This window comes from Streptomyces xantholiticus (assembly GCF_014651015.1).
Lineage (GTDB): Bacteria > Actinomycetota > Actinomycetes > Streptomycetales > Streptomycetaceae > Streptomyces > Streptomyces xantholiticus.
On the sequence record NZ_BMWB01000009.1, the window covers coordinates 178992 to 200827 of the forward strand.

The 21836-nt window shown below is 70.3% G+C and carries 20 protein-coding genes and 4 tRNA genes; 12 read left to right on the plus strand and 12 right to left on the minus strand.

Features of this window, described 5'->3' with window-relative positions; genetic code table 11:
* Positions 1 to 57 precede the first annotated feature (57 nt).
* From IE198_RS16715 to IE198_RS16725, 3 genes are all read left to right on the plus strand, one after another.
* Complete coding sequence (locus IE198_RS16715; RefSeq protein WP_189887220.1) at positions 58 to 1713, plus strand: M48 family metalloprotease; 1656 nt, start codon at positions 58 to 60, stop codon at positions 1711 to 1713.
* 232 nt (positions 1714 to 1945) lie between these two features.
* Complete coding sequence (locus IE198_RS16720; RefSeq protein WP_189887233.1) at positions 1946 to 3406, plus strand: N,N-dimethylformamidase beta subunit family domain-containing protein; 1461 nt, start codon at positions 1946 to 1948, stop codon at positions 3404 to 3406.
* Between the two features lie 114 nt (positions 3407 to 3520).
* Positions 3521 to 4420, plus strand: a complete 900-nt coding sequence (locus tag IE198_RS16725; protein WP_189887235.1) for a phosphoribosylaminoimidazolesuccinocarboxamide synthase — start codon at positions 3521 to 3523, stop codon at positions 4418 to 4420.
* A 114-nt stretch (positions 4421 to 4534) separates the two neighbouring features.
* On the opposite strand, the gene IE198_RS16730 is transcribed toward IE198_RS16725, so the two are convergent.
* The 8 genes from IE198_RS16730 to IE198_RS16765 form a co-directional block, all read right to left on the minus strand.
* Positions 4535 to 4607: transfer RNA gene (locus IE198_RS16730), tRNA-Gly, on the minus strand.
* Positions 4608 to 4629: 22 nt separating this feature from the next.
* Positions 4630 to 5265, minus strand: a complete 636-nt coding sequence (locus IE198_RS16735) for a response regulator transcription factor (protein WP_189887237.1) — start codon at positions 5263 to 5265, stop codon at positions 4630 to 4632.
* A complete protein-coding gene (locus IE198_RS16740) occupies positions 5262 to 6392 on the minus strand; it encodes a sensor histidine kinase (RefSeq protein ID WP_229834014.1) in 1131 nt (376 codons plus the stop codon). The genes IE198_RS16735 and IE198_RS16740 overlap by 4 nt, the downstream gene beginning before the upstream one ends.
* Before the next feature lie 117 nt (positions 6393 to 6509).
* Positions 6510 to 7328 carry an ABC transporter permease gene (locus tag IE198_RS16745; RefSeq protein ID WP_189887242.1) on the minus strand — a complete coding sequence of 273 codons (819 nt, stop codon included), beginning with the start codon at positions 7326 to 7328 and terminating at the stop codon, positions 6510 to 6512.
* Positions 7325 to 8257: an ABC transporter ATP-binding protein gene (locus IE198_RS16750; RefSeq protein WP_189887243.1), complete on the minus strand. Its 933-nt coding sequence runs from the start codon at positions 8255 to 8257 to the stop codon at positions 7325 to 7327. The genes IE198_RS16745 and IE198_RS16750 overlap by 4 nt, the downstream gene beginning before the upstream one ends.
* A 135-nt stretch (positions 8258 to 8392) precedes the next feature.
* A tRNA-Gly gene (locus tag IE198_RS16755) sits at positions 8393 to 8465 on the minus strand.
* 95 nt (positions 8466 to 8560) lie between these two features.
* Positions 8561 to 8632: transfer RNA gene (locus IE198_RS16760), tRNA-Gly, on the minus strand.
* 110 nt (positions 8633 to 8742) lie between these two features.
* Positions 8743 to 9081 carry a histone-like nucleoid-structuring protein Lsr2 gene (locus tag IE198_RS16765; RefSeq protein WP_308426815.1) on the minus strand — a complete coding sequence of 113 codons (339 nt, stop codon included), beginning with the start codon at positions 9079 to 9081 and terminating at the stop codon, positions 8743 to 8745.
* Between the two features lie 291 nt (positions 9082 to 9372).
* Here IE198_RS16765 and purS point away from each other — a divergent pair, with 291 nt between their 5' ends.
* The 7 genes from purS to purM all read left to right on the plus strand — a co-directional run bounded on the left by purS (position 9373) and on the right by purM (position 17520).
* Positions 9373 to 9618 carry a phosphoribosylformylglycinamidine synthase subunit PurS gene (purS, locus tag IE198_RS16770; RefSeq protein WP_189887244.1) on the plus strand — a complete coding sequence of 82 codons (246 nt, stop codon included), beginning with the start codon at positions 9373 to 9375 and terminating at the stop codon, positions 9616 to 9618.
* Entirely contained in the window at positions 9615 to 10295 is a 681-nt protein-coding gene (gene purQ, locus IE198_RS16775; protein ID WP_189887246.1) for a phosphoribosylformylglycinamidine synthase subunit PurQ, read from the plus strand. Before purS ends, purQ begins: the two co-directional genes overlap by 4 nt.
* The gene (gene purL, locus IE198_RS16780) at positions 10292 to 12541 is read left to right on the plus strand and encodes a phosphoribosylformylglycinamidine synthase subunit PurL (RefSeq protein WP_189887247.1); all 2250 of its coding nucleotides are present in this window, start codon (positions 10292 to 10294) and stop codon (positions 12539 to 12541) included. The genes purQ and purL overlap by 4 nt, the downstream gene beginning before the upstream one ends.
* A gap of 332 nt (positions 12542 to 12873) precedes the next feature.
* Entirely contained in the window at positions 12874 to 13665 is a 792-nt protein-coding gene (locus IE198_RS16785; protein ID WP_189887248.1) for a maleylpyruvate isomerase family mycothiol-dependent enzyme, read from the plus strand.
* Positions 13666 to 13718: 53 nt separating this feature from the next.
* Positions 13719 to 14537 carry an META domain-containing protein gene (locus IE198_RS16790; RefSeq protein ID WP_189887249.1) on the plus strand — a complete coding sequence of 273 codons (819 nt, stop codon included), beginning with the start codon at positions 13719 to 13721 and terminating at the stop codon, positions 14535 to 14537.
* Between the two features lie 328 nt (positions 14538 to 14865).
* Positions 14866 to 16383: an amidophosphoribosyltransferase gene (gene purF, locus IE198_RS16795; RefSeq protein ID WP_189887250.1), complete on the plus strand. Its 1518-nt coding sequence runs from the start codon at positions 14866 to 14868 to the stop codon at positions 16381 to 16383.
* Between the two features lie 33 nt (positions 16384 to 16416).
* Positions 16417 to 17520, plus strand: coding sequence for a phosphoribosylformylglycinamidine cyclo-ligase (gene purM, locus IE198_RS16800; protein ID WP_189887251.1), 1104 nt, complete (start codon positions 16417 to 16419; stop codon positions 17518 to 17520).
* Between the two features lie 92 nt (positions 17521 to 17612).
* Here purM and IE198_RS16805 read toward each other — a convergent pair whose 3' ends face one another.
* A complete protein-coding gene (locus IE198_RS16805) occupies positions 17613 to 17867 on the minus strand; it encodes a DUF3073 domain-containing protein (RefSeq protein WP_100107975.1) in 255 nt (84 codons plus the stop codon).
* Between the two features lie 279 nt (positions 17868 to 18146).
* A complete protein-coding gene (locus IE198_RS16810; RefSeq protein WP_189887252.1) occupies positions 18147 to 19238 on the minus strand; it encodes a Leu/Phe/Val dehydrogenase in 1092 nt (363 codons plus the stop codon).
* A 182-nt stretch (positions 19239 to 19420) separates the two neighbouring features.
* Between IE198_RS16810 and IE198_RS16815 the strand changes: the two genes are divergently transcribed.
* Both IE198_RS16815 and bldC read left to right on the plus strand, forming a co-directional pair.
* On the plus strand, positions 19421 to 20260 hold the full coding sequence (locus IE198_RS16815; RefSeq protein WP_189887253.1) for a DUF8083 family protein: 840 nt from the start codon (positions 19421 to 19423) through the stop codon (positions 20258 to 20260).
* A 480-nt stretch (positions 20261 to 20740) separates the two neighbouring features.
* On the plus strand, positions 20741 to 20947 hold the full coding sequence (bldC, locus tag IE198_RS16820) for a developmental transcriptional regulator BldC (protein ID WP_003949541.1): 207 nt from the start codon (positions 20741 to 20743) through the stop codon (positions 20945 to 20947).
* A gap of 342 nt (positions 20948 to 21289) precedes the next feature.
* Here bldC and IE198_RS16825 read toward each other — a convergent pair whose 3' ends face one another.
* On the minus strand, positions 21290 to 21517 hold the full coding sequence (locus IE198_RS16825) for a DUF6274 family protein (protein ID WP_189887254.1): 228 nt from the start codon (positions 21515 to 21517) through the stop codon (positions 21290 to 21292).
* Positions 21518 to 21673: 156 nt separating this feature from the next.
* A tRNA-Asp gene (locus IE198_RS16830) sits at positions 21674 to 21748 on the minus strand.
* Positions 21749 to 21836 lie beyond the last annotated feature (88 nt).

A 21836-nucleotide genomic window follows, 5' to 3' on the forward strand; every position in this document is an offset into this window, starting at 1 on the left:
TGCCACAGTGGGGGAGTGACCAACACCGTCGCAGGGCAGAGGGGGTGAGGTCCGGCCGTGTCCGGTACCGGTATCGGTGAATCGATGGGCGCGAGGGGAGCGCGTGCCAAGGCGCTGGCCGTGCTGCGTATCCGCAGCAGGGCGGTCGCCGCGGCGCTCCTCCCGGTGGCCGTCGCCGTCGTTCTGTTCGCCGGCGCTGCGGCGGGGCACATGGAGGGCGCCGCCTGGGACATCGCCCGGTGGGTCGTCGCGGTCTGCGCGCTGATCGTGCTGGTGACCGCCGCTGCCGTCACCGCGGTGATCGTGCGGGCCACTCCGGCGCTCAGCCCGACCGTCGACCTGTCGGAGCGCTCCGCCCCGGATCTCTACCGGCTGGTGCGGGATCTGGCGGAGCGCCTCGAGGTGCCGGCGCCGTCCGCGTTGGCGCTCACCCCTGACTGCGACAGCTGGCTCGAGGACCGGTCGCATCCGGCACATTCGATATCCGGCGGCCGACGGCGCACAGGAGAGGCTCCCGTGCTGGTGATCGGATCGCCGTTCCTGTGGTGGATGCGGGTGGCCGAGTTGCGCGCCGTGCTCGCGCCGGTCGTCGCGGGCACCGGGTCCGCCGCCGACCCCGACATAGCCGCGGCCCGCCGTTACGTACGGGGGCTGGACGCGGCGGTGGCCGACGCCGCCCGCCCCGGCCGGGGGTTCATGGGCAAGGTGGTGGCGCGGTTCGTCGGCAGGACCGCGCGGCAGCTGCTGCGGGGCTGTCAGGAGCACGCCGCGGGCATGGAGCGCTGGGTCGCGGCCGCGGCCTCCGAGCGCGCACAGGCCGTCGACTACGGACTGCGGATCGTCGCCCAGGAGCAGGTCGGCCTGGCGTACGCGGGCTGGGACCGGCTGCTGACGAGGGTGGCGCTGCCCGCATGGCGCATGGGCCGCTGGCCGTCGCGGTTGGACGCGGGGGTCGTATCGGCGCTGACGGAGCTGTCCCGCCGCGACCGCCTGGCCGAGGGCTTCACCTCACGGCTGGGCGAACGTCCCGCCTGCGACCTGCTGGAGGAGCCTGGTGCCGTGGACGAGGCGGCGTCGCTGCTGGCCGCGCGGCTCTTCCACGGCGGTCCTGCCGGACAGGGCCCGGACTGGGCGCCGGTCGACTGGCAGCACTACCCGGAGGAGGTCGTCGACCGTAAGTGGCGTACGGAGGCGGCCCGTATCCACCGGGTCCTCGACGAGCTGGGTGTGCCGCCGTCGAGGGGACCGCAGGGCCCGACGCTGGCCCGGGTCATCGACCATCTCTCGGCGCGGCCGGGCGGAGAGGCGAGCGATGTGCTGGCCGCCGTTCTGACCGCCCGGATGGCACGTGAGGAGGCGACCTCGGAGCCCGCCCCGGCGGCGCAGGCCGCTGCGGACGGTTCGGAGGACGCGCTGGCCCTCTGGGGAGGCGGGGATCCGCTGCCGCTCATGCCGCTCCAGCCGCCGCGCTCCGGCCGTGAGCTGCTCGCCGACCATGTCGTGGCGATGGTGTGCTGCACCGCGGTCGACACCGTGGGGGCGGTGCCCGGTCTGGACTGGCTCGACGGCCCGGCGCTCCTGGTCGACGGCGAGCGCCTGGCGGACCTGGGGGCGCCGGTGCTGAGCCTGGTGGAGGAAGGGGATGCGCAGCCACTGCGGGTCTGGCTCGGTTCCCTCGGGGTGCGCCCGGAGAAACCGGTCCGCCTCGTCTGACGGGTCGCCTCGTGCCGGGACGGCTCCGTCCGCCGAACGCGCCCCCTGCGACCCGTACCTGTGTTCACGATGCGGCGCCTCATCGGGAACGATCTTTTCCCTTGCCGTCTCCTTGTCGTCAATTCGCGACGAACGGTGACGGGGTGCATGCGTAATGTGATGTCCTGGAGACCGGCGCTGACAGGTCGGCGCATGGCGGTTGTCACAGGGGCACCGAGGGAGGGGGCCAGACATGGGGGCGGACCAGATCCGGCGATGGGAGTCGGGCGCTCTGGCGCACGCCGTCTCCGACCCTTTCGGCCAGGGACCGCTGCCCTGGCTGCGTGGCAGCGAGCAGTATTTCGACGACACCGGCCACGTCGTTCCTTGGTACGCAGACCCCCATCTGGCCCGGGGCGGTTCCGGCGGCCCCCGCACCGCGGACGACGTACGCCGCCAGATCAAAGGGTTCGCGAGTCCCGGCGCCGCCGCACCCGGCGAGGCGATCGACTTCCACATCACGGTCGACCCGCCGCAGCAGTTCTCCGTGGACATCTACCGCATCGGCCACTACGGCGGTGACGGTGCAGCAAAGATCACCACGAGCCCCCGTCTTTCCGGGATCGTCCAGCCGCCGCCGCTCACCGCCGACCGCACGGTCTCCTGCCACCACTGGTGGCTCTCGTGGCGGCTGCAGATCCCCTCGTACTGGTCGATCGGCGCATACGTCGCCGTGCTGACCACCCTCGACGGATACCGATCCCACATCCCCTTCACGGTCCGCGGCGACCATCCCGCAGACCTCCTGCTGCTGCTGCCCGACCTCACATGGCAGGCCTACAACCTCTACCCCGAGGACGGCCGCACCGGCGCGAGTCTTTACCACGCCTGGGACGAGAAAGGCAGGCTGCTGGGCGAGGAGAACGCCGCGATCACGGTCTCCTTCGACCGCCCGTACGCGGGCGCGGGCCTCCCGCTCCATGTCGGCCACGCCTACGACTTCATCCGCTGGGCCGAGCGGTACGGCTACGACCTCGCCTACGCCGACACCCGCGATCTGCACGCCGGCCGGATCGACCCCGCGCGGTACCGGGGCCTGGTGTTCCCCGGCCACGACGAGTACTGGTCGGCGCCCATGCGCCGCTCCGCGGAGCTGGCCCGCGATCGGGGCACCTCGCTCGTGTTCCTCTCGGCGAACACCATGTACTGGCGGGTCGAGCTGGGCCCCTCGCCCTCCGGGATGCCCGACCGGCTCCTGACCTGCCGCAAACGTCGCGGACCCGGCAAGCCCGCGCTGTGGCGCGAGGTGGACCGGGCGGAGCAGCAGCTGCTGGGCATCCAGTACGCGGGCCGTGTGCCGGAACCGTCCCCCCTGGTCGTACGGAACGCGGACCACTGGCTGTGGGAGGCCACCGGGGCGCTGGAGGGCGACGAGCTGCCGGGCCTGGTCGCCGGAGAGGCCGACCGGTACTTCCCGCGCACCGCGCTGCCCGAGCACGAGGGCAGGATCCTGCTCGCCCATTCGCCCTACCGGGACGGTGACGGCGCCCTCCGGCACCAGGAGACGTCGCTCTATCGAGCGCCCTCGGGGGCGCTGGTCTTCGCGTCGGGGACGTTCGCCTGGTCCCCCGCCCTTGACCGCCCCGGCCATGTCGACACCCGTGTCCAGCGCGCGACGGCCAATCTGCTGGACCGGATCTGCAAGCGGGACTGAGCCGCGTCGGCGGACGGTCCGAGCCGTCACCGGACCTCCTCCCACCCCTGATCGGGTGGTCCCGGCCCGCATACGGGACAATCGGAGCTGTTGTTCACAGCCACGGGAGGAACCGTGTCCGGATTCGTCGAAAAGCCCGAGCCGCTGCAGGTGCCAGGTCTGGTGCATCTGCACACCGGCAAGGTGCGCGAGCTGTACCAGAACGAGGCGGGCGACCTCGTGATGGTCGCCAGCGACCGCATGTCGGCGTTCGACTGGGTGCTCCCCACCGAGATCCCCGACAAGGGCCGGGTGCTGACCCAGCTCTCGCTGTGGTGGTTCGAGCGCCTGCAGGACCTGATCGGCAACCACGTCATCTCCACCGACGTGCCCGACGGCGCGCCCGACGACTGGGCCGGCCGCACCATGGTGTGCAAGTCACTGCGCATGGTCCCGGTCGAGTGCGTGGCCCGCGGCTATCTCACCGGTTCCGGCCTCGCCGAGTACGAGCAGACCCGCACGGTGTGCGGTCTGGCGCTCCCCGAGGGGCTGAGTGACGGCTCCGAGCTGCCCGCCCCGATCTTCACGCCCGCCACCAAGGCGGCCGTCGGCGAACACGACGAGAACGTCAGCTACGAGGAGGTGGCCCGCCAGGTCGGTGCCGAGACCGCCGCCTACCTGCGCCAGTCGACCCTCGCCGTCTACTCCCTGGCCCGCGACATCGCGCGCGACCGGGGCATCATCCTGGCCGACACCAAGTTCGAGTTCGGCTTCGACGGCGACGAGTTGATCATCGCCGACGAGGTGCTCACCCCGGACTCGTCCCGTTTCTGGCCGGCCGCGAGCTGGGAGCCGGGCCGTGCCCAGCCGTCGTACGACAAGCAGTTCGTACGCGACTGGCTGACGTCCCCCGCCTCCGGCTGGGACCGCAAGAGCGAGCAGCCGCCGCCCGCCCTCCCCCAGGAGGTCGTGGAGGCGACCCGCACCAAGTACGTGGAGGCGTACGAGCTGCTGACCGGCACAGCCTGGCACTAGCAGCCTGTCCGGCGGACCAGGGCGCCCGAGCACGAGCCCGGTCCTGGTCCGGCCGGACGGATCGCGGCCGCACACGAAGAAGCCCCCGGCGAGATCGCCGGGGGCTTCACACTGAGCGGACGACGAGATTCGAACTCGCGACCCTCACCTTGGCAAGGTGATGCTCTACCAACTGAGCCACGTCCGCATGCGCCGTAGCGCGGAAACCACTATACCCAACCTCGGCGGCGTGCGAGACGCACTGCCGTGTGACGGTTCTCCGCACCCAGCTTGGCGGCGGCCGAGGAGAGGTAGTTCCGTACCGTCCCCTGGGACAGCGAGGCCCGCTCGGCGATCTCCGCGATCGGGGCTCCGTCCGCCGCGAGGCCCAGTACCTCGGCCTCCCTCGCGGTCAGCGGCGAGTCGCCCGCCGAGATCGCGTCGGCCGCCAACTCCGGGTCGACGAACCGGTTTCCGGCATGCACGGTACGGATGATCTCGGCGAGCCGCTGGGCGCTCACGGTCTTGGGCACAAAGCCCCGCACACCTGCCACGAGGGCCCTTTTCAGGTGCCCGGGCAGCCCGTGACTGGTCACGATCATGGTCCGGCAGCCGGGCAGTTCGTCCCGCAGCGTTGTGGCCACTGTCACACCGTCCGCGCCGGGCATCTGCAGATCCAGCACGGCCACGTCCGGTCGGTGGGCCCGCGCCATGGCCAGCGCCTCGGGGCCGGTGGCCGCCTCCGCGACGACGAGGAGGTCGTCCTCGAGGGCGAGCAGCGCGGCCAGCGCCCCCCTGATCAGGTGCTCGTCGTCGGCGAGCAGCAGTCGCACGGGCGCACCCTGGCCCGGCCCTCCTCCCGTCATCGAGGCACCTCCGCCGTCAGCCGGAACATCCGGCCGCCGACCGGGCCGGCGTCCAGGGTGCCGCCGAGCGCGGCCAGCCGCTCCCGCAGGCCCGCGAGCCCGGAGCCACCGCCGCAGGTGGGGGACCCGCCGCTCAGCCCGTCGTTCTCGACGACCAGCACCGCGGCCGCCGACGACACGGAGAGGCGTACCGCGCAGGTGCGGGGGTCGCCGTGCCGCAGCACATTGGTCGCCGCCTCGCGGACGACCCAGCCGAGCGCCGACTGTGTCCGGGCCGGCAGGCCGTCCGCCGAAGCCGCTCCCGAGACGGCGCAGTTGATCCCCGCTGCCGTCAGCACGCTGCGCGCTCCCTCGAGTTCGACCGCGAGGTCGGCGTCCCGGTACCCGCGCACCACTTCCCTCAGCTCTCTCTGCGACTCCTGTGCGATGCGCTGCACCTCCAGCATCTGGTCCACCGCCTCCGGCCGTCCCCGCTGGGCCAACTGCACGGCCAGCTCGCTCTTCAGGGCCACCACGGCCAGGTTCCGTCCGAGGATGTCGTGCACGTCCCGCCCGAACCGCAGCCGCTCCTCGGCGACCGCAAGCCGTGCCTGCACGTCCCTCGCCTCCTCCGCCTGCCACATGACCTGCAGGCTCCAGGCACACGGCCGTACGGTGACCAGGGTCAGTGCGCAGGTGATCAACGCCATCAGTGCCAGCCCCGCCAGCTCGCCGCCGCGCATCCCGGCTGCCGCGAAGACCATGAACAGTACGGCCGTGAACGCCGCGTACCGAAGCAACAGGACCCGGATCGACACCAGCAGCGCGTACGGGATGGTGAACGCCAGCGGGACCTGCATCAGCAAGAAGGCGATCATGCCGTCCCCGACGCCGTCGACCGCCCGCAGTGAGGCGGTCAGCGCCACCGCAACGGCCAGCAGGGCCAGGGGGAGCGCCAGCCGTCGGCGGGGGAGGACCGCCTTGCCGAGATAGTGGTCGAGCGCCGGACCGGTGATGCGGTTGGAGACGACGCACTGCGCGACGCTCACCACGGTGAGTACCGCCCCGAGGGCGAGGGGCAGCGGCTGGTGCCCCACGCTCCCGATCAGCGGCAGGAGGCCCCAGCTCGCCATCAGGAACCAGACCATGACGCAGAGCGTGGCCCGCGAATAGAGGTCGATCTTCTGCAGTTTGCTGCGCTCCTGCCATCGCCGGCGCCAACCGCGTACCCCCGCCAACACCGTCTTGCGCCCCCGTCGGCTCTCTCAGCGACGCGGCTCCCAGCGGAACCGCCTCTGCACAGCAAACACCGAGATGATGGTCCAGGCCATGACGACCGCGAGCTGTCCGAAGGTCTCTCCGGCGCTCGCGCCGCCGGTCCAGCCGTCTCTGATCAGGCCGATCACCGGTGTCAGGGGCAGGAGTTCGCAGACGGAGGCGATGCGTTCCGGCATCACGTCGAGCGGCACGACCATGCCGGAGCCGGCCATCGAGACCAGCATCAGCGGCATGACCGAGATCTGCGCGCCTTCCGCGGACCTGGTGAACGCCGCCGTCGTGGCGGCGAGCGCGCAACTCATCACCACACCGAGCAGGATTCCCGCGAGGGCGAGCCACCCGGCGCGCGGAGCCGGGATGTCCAGCGCCAGCGTGCAGCCGACGGCGAGCACGACGCACTGGGCCAGCCCGATCGCCACCGCCGGCAGGGAAGCGCCGGCCAGGATCTCGGTGTCGCGCAGTTCGCCGGTGCGCAGCCGCTTGAGGACCAGCTCCTCGCGCCGTACGACGAACACCCCGACGAGCGTCGAGTAGACGGCGAAGAGCAGTGAGTAGCCGAGCGCGCCGGGGAGCAGCACGGTCCCGACCGACAGGCCCGTGTCCTCCAGCTCCATCTCCTTGACCGCGGACGACATGGCGAACGTCAGCATCGCGGGCAGCACGAGCGCGGTGAACATGGTGGCCCTGTTGCGGCCGAGGAGGGCCAGCTCGGCGCGGGCGAGTGCGGTCATCCTGGCGCCGGCGGTCGTCACCGTCCGCGTGGACTGCGCGGCTATGGGGTGCCGGACGGTGTCCGTGGAGCTCATCGGGTGGTCTCCTGGTCCTTCGCGATGTGCAGGAAGGCCTCTTCGAGCGAGGCGGAACGGACGCCCAGGCCGCGCAGTTCGACGCGCTGCTCCTGGGCCCAGAGCAGCAGCCCGGTGGCTGCCCGCTGGAGTTCGAAGGTGCGCAGCCGGATCGTCCGGCCCACCGTCTCGTGGCTGCGGATCCCGAGCGGTGCCAGCGGCGGCAGATCGCCGGCGAGGAAGCCCTCGGGCAGCTCGAAGGAGATGTGCGAAGGCTGTGCCGCGACGACCTCGTCGACCCGGCCCTCCGCGGCGATCCGCCCCTCGTGCATGATCGCCAGCCGGTCGGCGAGGCCTTCCGCCTCCTCCAGGTAGTGCGTGGTCAGCAGAACGGTGGTGCCGGCGTCGCGCAGGGTGCGCACCAGCTCCCACGTCTCGCGTCGGCCCTCGGCATCCAGACCGGTCGTCGGCTCGTCGAGGAACAGCACCTCCGGCCGTCCCAGGAGCGCCAGCGCCAGGTCGAGCCGGCGCTTCTCGCCGCCGGACAGCTGCTTCACCCGCACGTCGGACCGCCGGGTGAGCCCCACGGTCTCCAGGGCCTCGCCGACCGGCCGGGCGCCGCTGGTGCACCCCGCCCACATCCGGGTGGTCTCCGCGACGGTCAGCTCGGCGGGGAAACCGCCCTCCTGCAGCATCACGCCGATGCGGGGGCGGACAGCGGCCCGTTCGCGGTACGGGTCATGGCCGAGGACCCGCACGGAGCCGCCGTCCGGCCGGGCGAGGCCCTCCAGCAGTTCGACGGTGGAGGTCTTGCCCGCGCCGTTCGTCCCCAGCAGCGCGAAGATCTCACCGCGGGCGGCGCGGAAGGTGATTCCGGTCACGGCTTCGAAGCCGCCGGCGTAGGTGCGCCGGAGGTCCTCGGCCTCGATCACGTAGTCGTCGTCGGTCATGCCTCAAGGCTTCCGCCGACGGAAAGGACCTGGCAGTGCGCGGTGTCACCACCTGCCATGACAAATGTCATCGGCCGTGATCCACCGGGGAAACGACGAAGGCCCCGGTCATATCGACCAGGGCCTTCGATGCTGAGCGGACGACGAGATTCGAACTCGCGACCCTCACCTTGGCAAGGTGATGCTCTACCAACTGAGCCACGTCCGCATTGCTCCGCGAGTCGACCCCTTGTTGGAGGGGCCACCGTGCGGTGCGTTCACCACTGTACCTGATCCACACCGGTGGACGGTAAAGCGATGCAGAGCGGGTGACAGGAATTGCACACTGCGCCTTCCCCCTGGAAGGGGGATGTTCTACTACTGAACTACACCCGCACGCTGCTCGAGGCGGGCCTTTCGGCCTGCCCTTCGGCGTGCTCCAGACTGTAGCCGATCACCAGGGGGGCGGTGCAACTCCGTTCGGCCGCGGCGTGGCCGGCTGTGGCTCAACTGGCCTCGCGGAACGCCTCGTAGACGCGCTTGGGGATGCGGCCGCGGGCCGGCACGTCCATCTTGTTGGACTGGGCCCACGCCCGGACCGCCGCCGGCGCGGGCTCGACCGAGGTGTGGCGGTAGGTGACGGTGCGGGACTTGTCGCGCTTGCCACTGCTCGCCTGCTTCCGGCCGGCCGCCATGTACGGCGCCAGCGCCTTGCGCAGTTTCTTTGCATTGGAGAGATTGAGGTCGATCTCGTACGACTTCCCGTCGAGGCCGAACTCGACCGTTTCCGCCGCTTCTCCGCCGTCGATGTCGTCGGAGAGCGTGACCACCACTCGCTGAGCCACGGATATCGGTCCTTTCCCTGCGGTATCACCGGTTACGACGTAGGTTCTGACGTGGGGTGATACCGGCTATTCGGCCGTCGAGGAGCAATGCTGCTTTCCTCCGTATTCCTTTGTACAGCGGACGGTGGCGCATTGTGAAGCCCTGGCAATTGCCTCCGCGTGTCCCTCGCAATGACGCCGGGATTCTTTCTCCGGTTTTCCTGGTTGGGGCAGCCGTATATCTACCCGCGTAGATTTTCGAGCCGGGTACGCTGAGGGAACCGCCCTCGCAACACACCACCGGGAGTGCCCGTGGCTCGCGTCGTAGTCGACGTCATGCTCAAGCCCGAGATCCTCGACCCCCAGGGACAGGCGGTGCAGCGTGCACTGCCTCGTCTGGGATTCGCCGGGATCGCGGACGTACGTCAGGGAAAGCGCTTCGAACTGGAGGTGGACGGGCCGGTCGACGACGCCGCCCTCGCCCGCATCCATGAGATGGCTGAAACGTTCCTCGCCAACACCGTGATCGAGGACTTCGTCGTGAAGGTGGAGTCGTGACCTCTCGTATCGGAGTCGTCACCTTCCCCGGCACGCTCGACGACCGGGACGCGCTGCGCGCCGCCCGTCTCGCCGGTGCGGAGCCCGTTCCGCTGTGGCACCGCGACAAGGACCTCAAGCAGGTCGACGCGGTCGTACTCGCCGGCGGTTTCTCCTACGGCGACTATCTGCGTGCCGGAGCGATCTCCCGGTTCTCGCCGGTGATGGAGACGATCATCGAGCAGGCGAAGGCCGGTATGCCGGTCCTCGGCATCTGCAACGGCTTCCAGATCCTCACCGAGTCGCATCTGCTGCCGGGCGCCATGCTGCGCAACAACCACCTCCACTTCATCTGCCGCGACCAGACGCTGCGGGTGGAGAACGCGGACACCGCATGGACCGCCGACTACGAGGCGGGCCAGGAGATCTCCGTACCGCTGAAGAACATCGACGGCCGCTACGTGGCCGACGAGCGCACGCTCGACGAGCTGGAGGCAGAGGGCCGTGTCGCCTTCCGCTACCTCGACGGCAACCCGAACGGTTCGCTGCGCGACATCGCCGGTATCACCAACGCCGCGGGCAACGTGGTCGGCCTGATGCCGCACCCCGAGCACGCAGTGGAGCCGCTGGTCGGTACGGGCCGTACCGACGGACTCGGATTCTTCACCTCGATCCTGAAGAAGTTGGTCGCAGCATGACCCTGGACACCGTCAAGCACGCAACCGAGACCCCCGAGGCCGACCAGCCCTGGAAGGAGCTCGGCCTCAAGGAGGACGAGTACGCGCGCATCCGCGAGATCCTCGGCCGCCGGCCGACCGGCGCCGAGCTCGCGATGTACAGCGTCATGTGGTCCGAGCACTGTTCGTACAAGAGCAGCAAGGTCCATCTGAAGCAGTTCGGCGAAAAGGTCCCCGAGAACGACGCCATGCTCGTCGGCATCGGCGAGAACGCGGGCGTCGTCGACGTCGGCCAGGGCTACGCGGTCACCTTCAAGGTCGAGTCGCACAACCACCCCTCGTACATCGAGCCCTACCAGGGCGCGGCCACCGGCGTCGGCGGCATCGTCCGCGACATCCTCGCCATGGGTGCCCGCCCGGTCGCCGTGGTAGACCCCCTGCGCTTCGGCGCCGCCGACCACCCCGACACCAAGCGGGTGCTGCCGGGCGTCGTCGCCGGCATCGGCGGCTACGGCAACTGCCTGGGCCTGCCGAACATCGGGGGCGAGGTCGTCTTCGACGAGTGCTACCAGGGCAACCCGCTGGTCAACGCCGGATGCATCGGCGTGATGAAGCACGAGGACATCCACCTCGCGAAGGCGTCCGGCCCCGGCAACAAGGTCATCCTGTACGGCGCCCGCACCGGCGGTGACGGCATCGGCGGCGTATCGGTCCTCGCTTCCGAGACCTTCGACGACACCAAGCCCACCAAGCGCCCTGCCGTCCAGGTCGGTGACCCGTTCCAGGAAAAGCTCCTGATCGAGTGCACGCTCGAGATCTTCAAGGAGAAGCTGGTCGCGGGCATCCAGGACCTCGGCGGTGCCGGACTGTCCTGCGCCACCTCCGAACTGGCGAGCGCCGGGTCGGGCGGTATGCGGGTCGAGCTGGACACCGTGCCGCTGCGCGACGCGACGCTCTCGCCCGAGGAGATCCTCATGAGCGAGTCGCAGGAACGCATGTGCGCGATCGTCGAGCCGCAGCACGTCGACCGCTTCCTGGAGATCTGCGAGAAGTGGGACGTCATCGCCACCGTCATCGGTGAGGTGACCGAGGGCGACCACCTGGAGATCTACTGGCACGGCGAGCTGATCGTGGACGTGCCGCCCGGCACCGTCGCCCACGAGGGCCCGACGTACCACCGCCCCTATGCCCGCCCGTCCTGGCAGGACGCGCTGCAGGCCGACGACGCGAACAAGCTGGCCCGCCCGGCCGACGCCGACGAGCTGCGTGAGCAGGTCCTCAAGCTGGTCGCCTCCCCGAACCAGGCCTCCAAGGCGTGGATCACGGACCAGTACGACCGCTTCGTGCAGGGCAACACCGTGCTCGCCCAGCCGGAGGACGCCGGCATGGTCCGGATCGACGAGGAGTCGAACCTGGGCGTGGCCATGGCGACGGACGGCAACGGCCGGTACGCGAAGCTCGACCCCTACACGGGCGCGCAGCTCGCGCTGGCGGAGGCGTACCGCAATGTCGCCGCCTCCGGTGCGAAGCCGCTCGCGATCTCCGACTGCCTGAACTTCGGCTCCCCGGAGGACCCGGACGTGATGTGGCAGTTCGCCGAGGCCACGCGTGGTCTCGCGGACGGCTGTCTGCAGCTGGGCACGCCGGTCACCGGCGGCAACGTCTCGCTCTACAACCAGACGGGCCAGACCGCGATCCACCCGACCCCGGTCGTTGCCGTGCTGGGCGTGATCGACGACGTCAACCGCCGTACGCCGATCGCGTTCGCCGAGGAGGGGCAGCTGCTCTACCTGCTCGGAGACACCCGCGAGGAGTTCGGCGGCTCCGCCTGGTCCCAGGTCGTGCACAACCACCTCGGCGGTCTGCCGCCGCAGGTCGACCTCGACCGGGAGAAGCTGCTCGCGGACATCCTGATCTCGGCCTCCCGCGACGGCATGATCGACGCGGCGCACGACCTGTCCGACGGCGGCCTGGTCCAGGCCGTGGTCGAGTCCTGCCTGCGCGGCGGCAAGGGCGCGCGGCTGGTCGTACCGGACGGTCTTGACGCCTTCACGCTGCTGCTGAGCGAGTCGGCCGGCCGTGCAGTCGTCGCCGTCCCGCGCAGCGAGGAGCTCCGCTTCACCGACATGTGCGGCGCGCGCGGTCTGCCCGCGACCCGCATCGGTGTCGTCGACGGAAACGCGGTGGAGGTGCAGGGCCAGTTCAGCATCCCGCTGAGCGAGCTGCGCACGGCCCACGAGGAGACCATCCCGGGTCTGCTCGTCTGACACGCCGCGAGGAAGCCCCCGCTCCGGCCTCGCCGGAGCGGGGGCTTACTCGCGCTGGTCCCCGTCGGGACACATCGTGGCCGAGGCCGACGAGGCAGCCCCGCGGCCGGGCTTCGGTGCGCTGTCGCCGCTCATGCGCCCGCAGCGAGGACTCCTTTGGCTTTCAGGGAGCCGCCGCCGTTCGTTCCACGCGGAGGAGGGCGACCCGGACGCGGACGCCGCGAGGGTGGATCCCGTTCCGCCGGCCCCGCATCGAAGTCCTCGGGAGCGGCGAGGCGTACGCCGTCGACAACCCCGTGCCCGGGGGCCTGCGCACCCCGTAGGGTCGGCTCATGCCACCGGCCAGGAAGCGCCTTCGCGCCTACGACCCCGCGACCACCCGTGCCGCCGTCCTCTCCCAGTTCGGGCAGGTGCGGCAGGCTGTGGGCACCCTCACCGAGGCGCAGTTCGCGCTGCCGACGCGGCTGGGGGACTGGACCGTACGGGAACTCGCCGCGCACATTGCGATGGTCTCCGGGCTCGTCGCCGGGTATCTGCGACTGCCGGAGCCGCAGAAGCAGGATCTGGCGCTGCTCGACTGGCCCTTCGCAACGGTCACGGCGGCCGATCGGGTCGACGAGGACACCAGAGCGTTCGCCGACGGCGGCTCGGTCGTCGAGCTCTTCGCCCGTACGGCCGCGGACCTCGAGGAGTTGCTGCCGGCCGCGTCCGCGGAGCGGCTCGTACCCATGCGGTTCGGCGGCATGCGACTCGGGGACTTCATGGTCACCCGTACCGTCGAGCTGATCGTCCACACCGACGACCTGAACGCCGCGACCGGGCTGGACGTCCCCTACGACCGCCGGGCGCTCGCCGCGTGCACGCGGTTGCTCGCCGATGCCCTGGCGGTCAAGGCGCCGGGGGCGTCGACGGAGGTGCGGATCCCGCCGTTCGCCGTGGTGCAGTGCGTCGAGGGCCCCCGGCACACCCGCGGCACCCCGCCCAACGTCGTCGAGGCGGATCCGCTGACCTGGATCCGCCTGGCCACCGGCCGTACGGGATGGGGGGACGCGTTGGAGTCGGCGAAGGTCAGCGCGAGCGGGGAGCGCGCCGACCTCGGGGCGCTGCTGCCCATCCTGGGCTGAGCCGCGCGGGTGAGGCGGCGGAACCGGCACGCGGGCCGCTCCGTCCCACCGATATGCGCACCCAGCTGAGCATCTCAGTCACCGCACTGGCCGTCCTCGCGCTAGCCGCCTGCGGCACGGAGTCCGGCTCCGGCTCCGCTTCCGGCTCCGGCTCCGTGCAGCCCGACGTGCCCGTGACCGGCGTCCACTGGTCCGTCGACAGCGTCACCGTCGACGGCAGAAGGACCGTGGCCCCGGCCGACGCGCATGTCGAGATCACCGACGAGGGAAGGGCCCAGGGCAGCTACGGGTGCAACCACTTCGGCGCCGATGTGGAGGTCGAAGGAGACACGATCACCGTGCGGCCCGCGGAGATGACCGAGATGGCCTGCGAGGAGAAGGTCCAGAACTTCGAGGACACCCTGCGCGCCGCCCTCACCGGCCGGCTCACGGCGAAGCTGACCGACGGCAGGCTGACCCTCACGACGCAGAAGGGCGACTTGGTCGCCCTCACCTCGCAGCCGTCACCGCCGCTGGTCGGCACCAAGTGGTCGGTGAACAGTCTGATCTCCGGCGAGACGGCGCAATCGCTGCCCGCGGGCACGGAGAACAAGGCGCATCTCACCTTCGGCAAGGACGGGTCCGTGCGCGGCAGCCTCGGCTGCAACCGTTTCACCAGCACGGCCGAGATCTCCGAGGACTCGATCACCTTCGGCCGCCTCGCCTCCACGAGGAAGCTGTGCGAGGGCCCGGAGATGGACCTGGAACGCAAGCTGGTCGAGTCGCTCAAGGGGACGGTGACGTACGAGCTGGATCACCGCTCCCTGACGCTCACCCGTGCCGACGGCGAAGGATTCGCCGCGGTCGTCGCGGACACCTCCGGCGCGAAGTGACCGTGTGAACTAGCACACGCCCCCACACCCCGCCCGCGCCGCCCGCCGAGCCGCGGACCGGACCTCGCTTCGGCCCGGCTTGACGGAGCGTGATCACGCCGATGCGCCCGGACCGGGGGCCGAACCCCATGGCCCGCGCGGGGTACGGGCCGGTCGTCCCGGATCGTGGACGCGGCGATGGATGAATTTCCAGGTGTCCGACGAGGTCGCGAGCACACCGGCAGGCGCCCGGAATCGGGCCCCCGGCGCACCCCGCGCGTCCCCGGAGACCCGGGTCCGTGGTGTCCCCAATTCGGACCAGTGGTCGATCTCGCCTACACTCGGTGGCGTGCCACGTGGTGACGGACGACTCAACCACGACCTGCTCCCCGGTGAGAAGGGCCCCCAGGACGCTTGCGGCGTCTTCGGTGTCTGGGCTCCGGGAGAAGAGGTCGCGAAGCTCACTTACTTCGGGCTCTACGCCCTCCAACATCGAGGCCAGGAATCCGCGGGAATCGCGGTGAGCAACGGCTCCCAGATCCTCGTCTTCAAGGACATGGGCCTGGTCTCCCAGGTCTTCGACGAAACCTCCCTCGGTTCCCTGACGGGTCACATCGCGGTCGGTCACGCCCGCTACTCGACCACGGGCGCCTCGGTGTGGGAGAACGCGCAGCCGACCTTCCGGGCCACCGCCCACGGCTCCATCGCGCTCGGCCACAACGGAAACCTGGTCAACACGGCGCAGCTCGCCGAGATGGTCGCCGAACTCCCCAAGGAGAACGGCCGGGCCACCCAGGTCGCCGCGACCAACGACACCGATCTGATCACCGCGCTGCTCGCCGGCCAGGTCGACGACGACGGCAAGCCGCTGACCGTGGAGGACGCGGCGGCCAAGGTCCTCCCCGACGTGCGGGGCGCCTTCTCGCTCGTCTTCATGGACGAGGGCACCCTCTACGCGGCCCGTGACCCGCAGGGCATCCGCCCGCTGGTCCTCGGCCGTCTCGAGCGCGGCTGGGTCGTCGCGTCCGAGTCCGCCGCCCTCGACATCTGCGGCGCCAGCTTCGTCCGCGAGATCGAGCCGGGCGAGCTCATCGCCATCGACGAGAACGGCATCCGCACTTCGCGCTTCGCAGAAGCGAAGCCGAAGGGCTGTGTCTTCGAGTACGTCTACCTGGCCCGCCCCGACACCGACATCGCCGGCCGGAACGTCTACCTCTCCCGCGTGGAGATGGGCCGCAAACTGGCCAAGGAAGCACCGGCCGACGCCGACCTGGTCATAGCGACGCCCGAGTCCGGCACGCCCGCGGCCATCGGCTACGCAGAGGCCAGCGGCATCCCGTACGGCTCCGGCCTGGTGAAGAACGCCTACGTCGGCCGCACCTTCATCCAGCCGTCCCAGACCATCCGCCAGCTGGGTATCCGCCTCAAGCTGAACCCGCTCAAGGAAGTCATCCGGGGCAAGCGGCTGGTCGTCGTGGACGACTCGATCGTCCGCGGCAACACCCAGCGGGCCCTGGTCAAGATGCTTCGCGAGGCAGGCGCCGCCGAGGTCCACATCCGGATCTCGTCCCCGCCGGTGAAGTGGCCCTGCTTCTTCGGCATCGACTTCGCGACCCGCGCCGAGCTCATCGCCAACGGCATGACGATCGACGAGATCGGCACCTCGCTGGGCGCCGACTCGCTGGCGTACATCTCCATCGACGGCATGATCGAGGCGACCACCATCGCCAAGCCGAACCTGTGCCGCGCCTGCTTCGACGGTGAGTACCCGATGGAGCTGCCGGACCCGGAGCTGCTCGGCAAGCAGCTTCTGGAGACCGAGCTGGCGGGCGGCTCCGACGCCGCCGACGCGCTCCGTCGCCCGTGATCCCCCTGCAGTACGACACGAAAGTTCTCCAGCATGTCTGCTGAATCTTCCGAGCGTGCTCCGCACGCGGGCACCGGTGCCAGTTACGCGGCCGCGGGCGTCGACATCGAGGCGGGCGACCGCGCGGTGGAGCTGATGAAGGAGTGGGTGAAGAAGACGCAGCGCCCCGAAGTCGCAGGCCTCGGCGGCCTGGGCGGCTTCGCCGGCCTCTTCGACGCCTCCGCGCTCAAGCGCTACGAGCGCCCGCTGCTCGCCTCCGCCACCGACGGTGTCGGCACGAAGGTCGACATCGCCCGGCAGATGGGTGTGTACGACACGATCGGCCACGACCTGGTGGCAATGGTCATGGACGACATCGTCGTCTGCGGCGCCGAGCCCCTGTTCATGACCGACTACATCTGTGTCGGCAAGGTCCACCCGGAGCGGGTCGCCGGGATCGTCAAAGGCATCGCGGAGGGCTGTGTGCTCGCCGGCACCGCGCTGGTCGGCGGCGAGACCGCGGAGCACCCCGGTCTGCTCGGCCCCGACGACTTCGATGTCGCGGGCGCCGGTACCGGCGTGGTCGAGGCGGACCGGCTGCTGGGAGCGGATCGCATCCGTAAGGGTGACGCGGTCATCGCGATGGCGTCGTCCGGGCTTCACTCCAACGGGTACTCGCTGGTCCGGCACGTGCTGTTCGACCGGGCGAAGATGTCGCTGGAGCAGCAGGTCGAGGAGCTCGGCCGGACGCTCGGCGAGGAACTGCTCGAGCCCACCAAGATCTACTCGCTGGACTGTCTCGCGCTCATCCGGACCACCGAGGTGCACGCGTTCAGCCACATCACCGGCGGCGGTCTGGCCAACAACCTGGCCCGGGTGATCCCGGACTCGCTGCACGCGGTCGTCGACCGGTCGACCTGGGCGCCGGGGCCGGTGTTCGACCTCGTCGGAAGGGCGGGCCGGGTGGAGCGGCTCGAGTTGGAGAAGACCCTGAACATGGGGGTCGGCATGATGGCCGTCGTCCCGCAGGAGTCCGTCGATGTGGCGCTGACCACCCTGGCCGACCGCGGGGTCGACGCCTGGGTCGCCGGCAGCATCGTCGAGCGGACCGGTGACGGGCGCACGGGCGCCGAGCTGACCGGCGACTACGCGTCGTAGCAGCCGTGCCGCCTTGGGCGGCACGGCTGGGAGCCGACAGCACAGAACCCGGTCCGGGGTCGCCCCAGGACCGGGTCGGTGTCAGTACAGCGTCAAGCGCCGCGGCGTTGCTGCGACGCCGGACCGGACTCGTCGTCCTCGTCATCGTCGTCGTTGTACAAATCCGCGTACTGTGCGTACGGGTCGTCTTCCTCGTCGTCGTCCTCGAACGGCTCGCCGTTCGGAGGCTGACTCGAAGTCGAAGCGCCCAGCTCGTTGGCCAGACGCGACAGGTCAGTCCCGCCGCTGTTGTACTTCAGCTGGCGGGCGACCTTTGTCTGCTTGGCCTTGGCCCGGCCGCGCCCCATGGCTCGACCCCCTCGGTGACGGGGCTCGACGGCCCCAGAGTCTTGACACGCGTTCATGAGTCGGAACGGGCTCTCCTCGGAGAGACCGGTCCGTAGGGCTTCAACGGTACCTGCTTCCGCGGCCATACGGTACGCCGCCCGCATCACGTGCCACTTCACAGGACCGGCGAGGTGCCCCATCCTCGCTGGTCAACTGCGATTTTAACCTCTTCCCGGCGTTCGACCCGCCGACCGGGGTGAGTCTTGTCTCCCCCCGGTCGGCGGGCCGTGCGCACACGGTCAGCGACGACGCGCCTCCGCCATGCGCTGCTCGGCGATCCGGTCGGCTGCCGCGGCCGGCGGAATACCGTCGTCCTTCGCACGTGCGAATATTGCCAGCGTGGTGTCGAAGATCTTGGACGCCTTCGCCTTGCACCGGTCGAAGTCGAAGCCGTGCAGCTCGTCGGCGACCTGGATCACGCCGCCGGCGTTCACCACGTAGTCGGGGGCGTAGAGGATCCCGCGGTCCGCGAGGTCCTTCTCCACGCCCGGATGTGCGAGCTGGTTGTTGGCCGCGCCGCAGACGACCCTGGCCGTCAGCACCGGGACGGTGGCGTCGTTCAGGGCGCCGCCGAGGGCGCAGGGGGCGTAGACGTCCAGGCCCTCCGTACGGATCAGGGTGGCGGTGTCGGCGACGGCGGTGACCTGAGGGTGCCGGTCGCGGATCCGGCGTACGGACTCCTCGCGTACGTCGGTGATCACGACCTCGGCCCCGTCGGAGATCAGGTGCTCGACCAGGTGGTGGCCGACCTTGCCGACGCCGGCGATGCCCACCTTGCGGCCGTGCAGCGCCGGGCTGCCCCACAGGTGCTGGGCCGAGGCCCGCATGCCCTGGAAGACGCCGTAGGCGGTCAGCACGGACGAGTCGCCCGCGCCGCCGTTCTCGGGGGAGCGGCCGGTGACCCAGCGGCTCTCGCGCGCGACGACGTCCATGTCGGCGACGTAGGTGCCGACGTCGCAGGCGGTCACGTAGCGACCGCCGAGCGAGTCCACGAAACGGCCGTAGGCCAGCAGCAGTTCCTCGGACTTGATCTGCTCGGGGTCGCCGATGATCACGGCCTTGCCGCCGCCGTGGTCGAGGCCGGCCATGGCGTTCTTGTACGACATCCCGCGGGAGAGGTTCAGCGCGTCGGTGACGGCCTCCGCCTCGGAGGCGTACGGGTAGAAACGGGTGCCGCCGAGGGCCGGACCCAGGGCGGTGGAGTGAATGGCGATGACGGCCTTCAGGCCACTGGCGCGGTCCTGGCACAGCACGACCTGCTCGTGGCCCCCCTGCTCCGATCGGAACAGGGTGTGCAGAACGTCGGCATTGGCGCCGGTCACATCGGTCACGGTGGTGACTCCCAAGTACGAAGCGGCGGGGGAGGGCCGCCCCCGGGCCTCCCGGTCGCTTTTGGCAGGGGAGGGACGGGGAAGGTCCAGTTGGGCAAGAGATTAAGTCCTACGCGTGCGTAGATCCGACGCAGTGCCGAGGATCACCCTCTCGCGGAGTACCGGCGTGGAAGGATCGCGGCATGCCAGCGCTGTCCTCGGTTCTCGTCCCTTACGCGTCCTATCTGCGGATCTACGAACCGCTGGCGGCCTTCCCCGAGCCGGAGCGCGGCCACTGGACCCGCTACGCCCGCCGGGACGCCACACCGACCGCGCAGGACGAACTGCGCCGCTCCCTGGCCGATCTGCTGCCGACCCCGCCGGTTCCCGTCCCGGTCCACGAGAGCGCCGACGCGTTCGTGGCGGAGGTGGACGGCGTGGTCTGCGTCTGTCCGTGGCGGACCCGGCTGCGCGGCTGGCTGGCCCTGGAGGAGCTCGCGCAGCAGCTGCCGGCGCCGCTGCTGGACGCGGCGCTGCCGCCGGTCGTACGGGGCCAGGCGGCGGCGGATTTCGAGCAGTGGCGGGTGCACAACCCGGACGCGCGGCCGTGGATCAGGACGGCGGTCTGGCATGTGCCTGTGGGCTGGTTCACACTCTTCGCCGACGAGGAGCGGGAGTACGAGGCGCAGGGCCCGGCCGCGCCCGTGCTGCGCTACCGGACGCCCATGGTCCAGGCCCGCCGGCGGGTGGCGCGGGCGCTGCGGACGCTGCGGGAGACGATCGACGAGGGGCCGCTGACCGACGTGCTGCTGGACGTGGGGCGCTGGCTGGAGGAGTTCCACCCGCGCTCGCTCGTCGAGCTCGACTACGGCGGCCTGGTGCACGCGCTTCCGGGTGAGCAGCTCGCCGACGACCGGTCGGCCGCCGATGTGACCGAGGGCATCGCGGCGCTGAGGGCCGGTGACGGGGAGGGGGCGGCCGAGGCGTACGCGCGGCTGACCGAGCGCTGGCGGGCCGTCAGGGACCGTCAGTTCGCCAATTGAAGGCCGACTTCGTTGTCCGGGCTGCACCGGGTACAGGACGTAGGCCCCGATCCGGGCACTTGCCTCAAGCGTGACGGACAGCACTAACCACGCCCTTGCGTCCATCGCCCACCCTCGTGTCAAAATAGGACAAGGAGTCCGGGGAGGGTTCCTTCCGTCCAAGTAAGGGCGGAATGCTCAGCATTGCACTCTATGGGGGGTCTGGCGACTCCTGATCGCTCTGTGACTGATCGTTACTGTGACGTGACTGTCCGTTATGGCATGGTCCATCGGGCTTCGGCCGCTGATGGACACCTGAGAGGGCAATTCCATCGGTTTGGCCGACGTGGCTGGACAGATGGTGTAGTTGTAGTGCCGAGGACAAGCCGTTCGTCCTATAACCGACTCGGCCCGCGTCCGCCCATTTCGGGCAACGCGGGTCAAGGTGCAGAATTTAGAGGAAAGAACCGAGAAGGTTCGGTTCTCCCGAGGAGGCCGCTCATGACCGCTCGCACCCCTGATGCCGAGCCGCTGCTGACCCCGGCTGAGGTTGCCACCATGTTCCGCGTGGACCCGAAGACGGTCACTCGCTGGGCCAAGGCAGGCAAGCTCACGTCCATCCGCACGCTCGGAGGACATCGCCGGTACCGCGAGGCAGAGGTCCGCGCACTGCTTGCGGGAATCCCGCAGCAGCGCAGCGAGGCCTGAACACACCCCGTTTGACCGGGCATTTCCGGGGCCCCCACCTCGGACCGCCCACCCATAGCTCCACCGACGGTGTCTGCCCCAACAGGCCCTCGTCATCGATCGCGCTGGACTCCGCCGGGTCCAGCGCGATTTTCGTTGCCCGGGGACGGTTGCGGGTGCCTTGTGCCGACCTGTGCCGGACCGCCCCGAGGGGAGTGCAATGGCACATATTAAATCGGCCGGGTGCAGGGAGGGGTTGAGCGCGACGGTTCTGAAAACCCGTTCGGTGACACCCGTCACACTGCAGGCCACTTGCCAAAGCCCGGCCTGTGACGCAAGAGAGCGCGGCCGAGCGGCTGTTGGTCACTCCTCGGCGGGACCGCTGTCCTCGGCCGGCGGCCCCTCGGGCACCTGCCCGTGAGGGCTCGGCGGCTGTGTCCGGGGTTCGTGCTCCGGGCGCTCCATGGCCAGCCTCAGGAGGCGATGGCAGATGGGGCAGGACCGTGTGAGGTGCCGATAGCCGGAAATGGCCGACAGATGGGCGCGCAGCAGCGCCCGGGTCTCGTACCGCCTTGCCGTGGACGCCGCCATGCACGTCACCTCCGGGTGTGTGCCGTCCCCTAATGACTAGGTACCTGCGGCAGATGACTCCGTCAAGACGGCCCGGCACGACGGGGCCGACGCCGGCGCGGTTCCCGGGCACGACGAAGGCCCGCATCGAGTGATGCGGGCCTTCGGTCATACGCGCGGTCCTGACGGGATTTGAACCCGCGGCCTCCACCTTGACAGGGTGGCGAGCACTCCAAACTGCTCCACAGGACCAGGTTTCGCAGCCGGTGACTACTCTCTTGGCTGCGAGAGAGACTGTACAGCAGGTACGACCATCAGGTCGAACTCACTCCTGGCGACC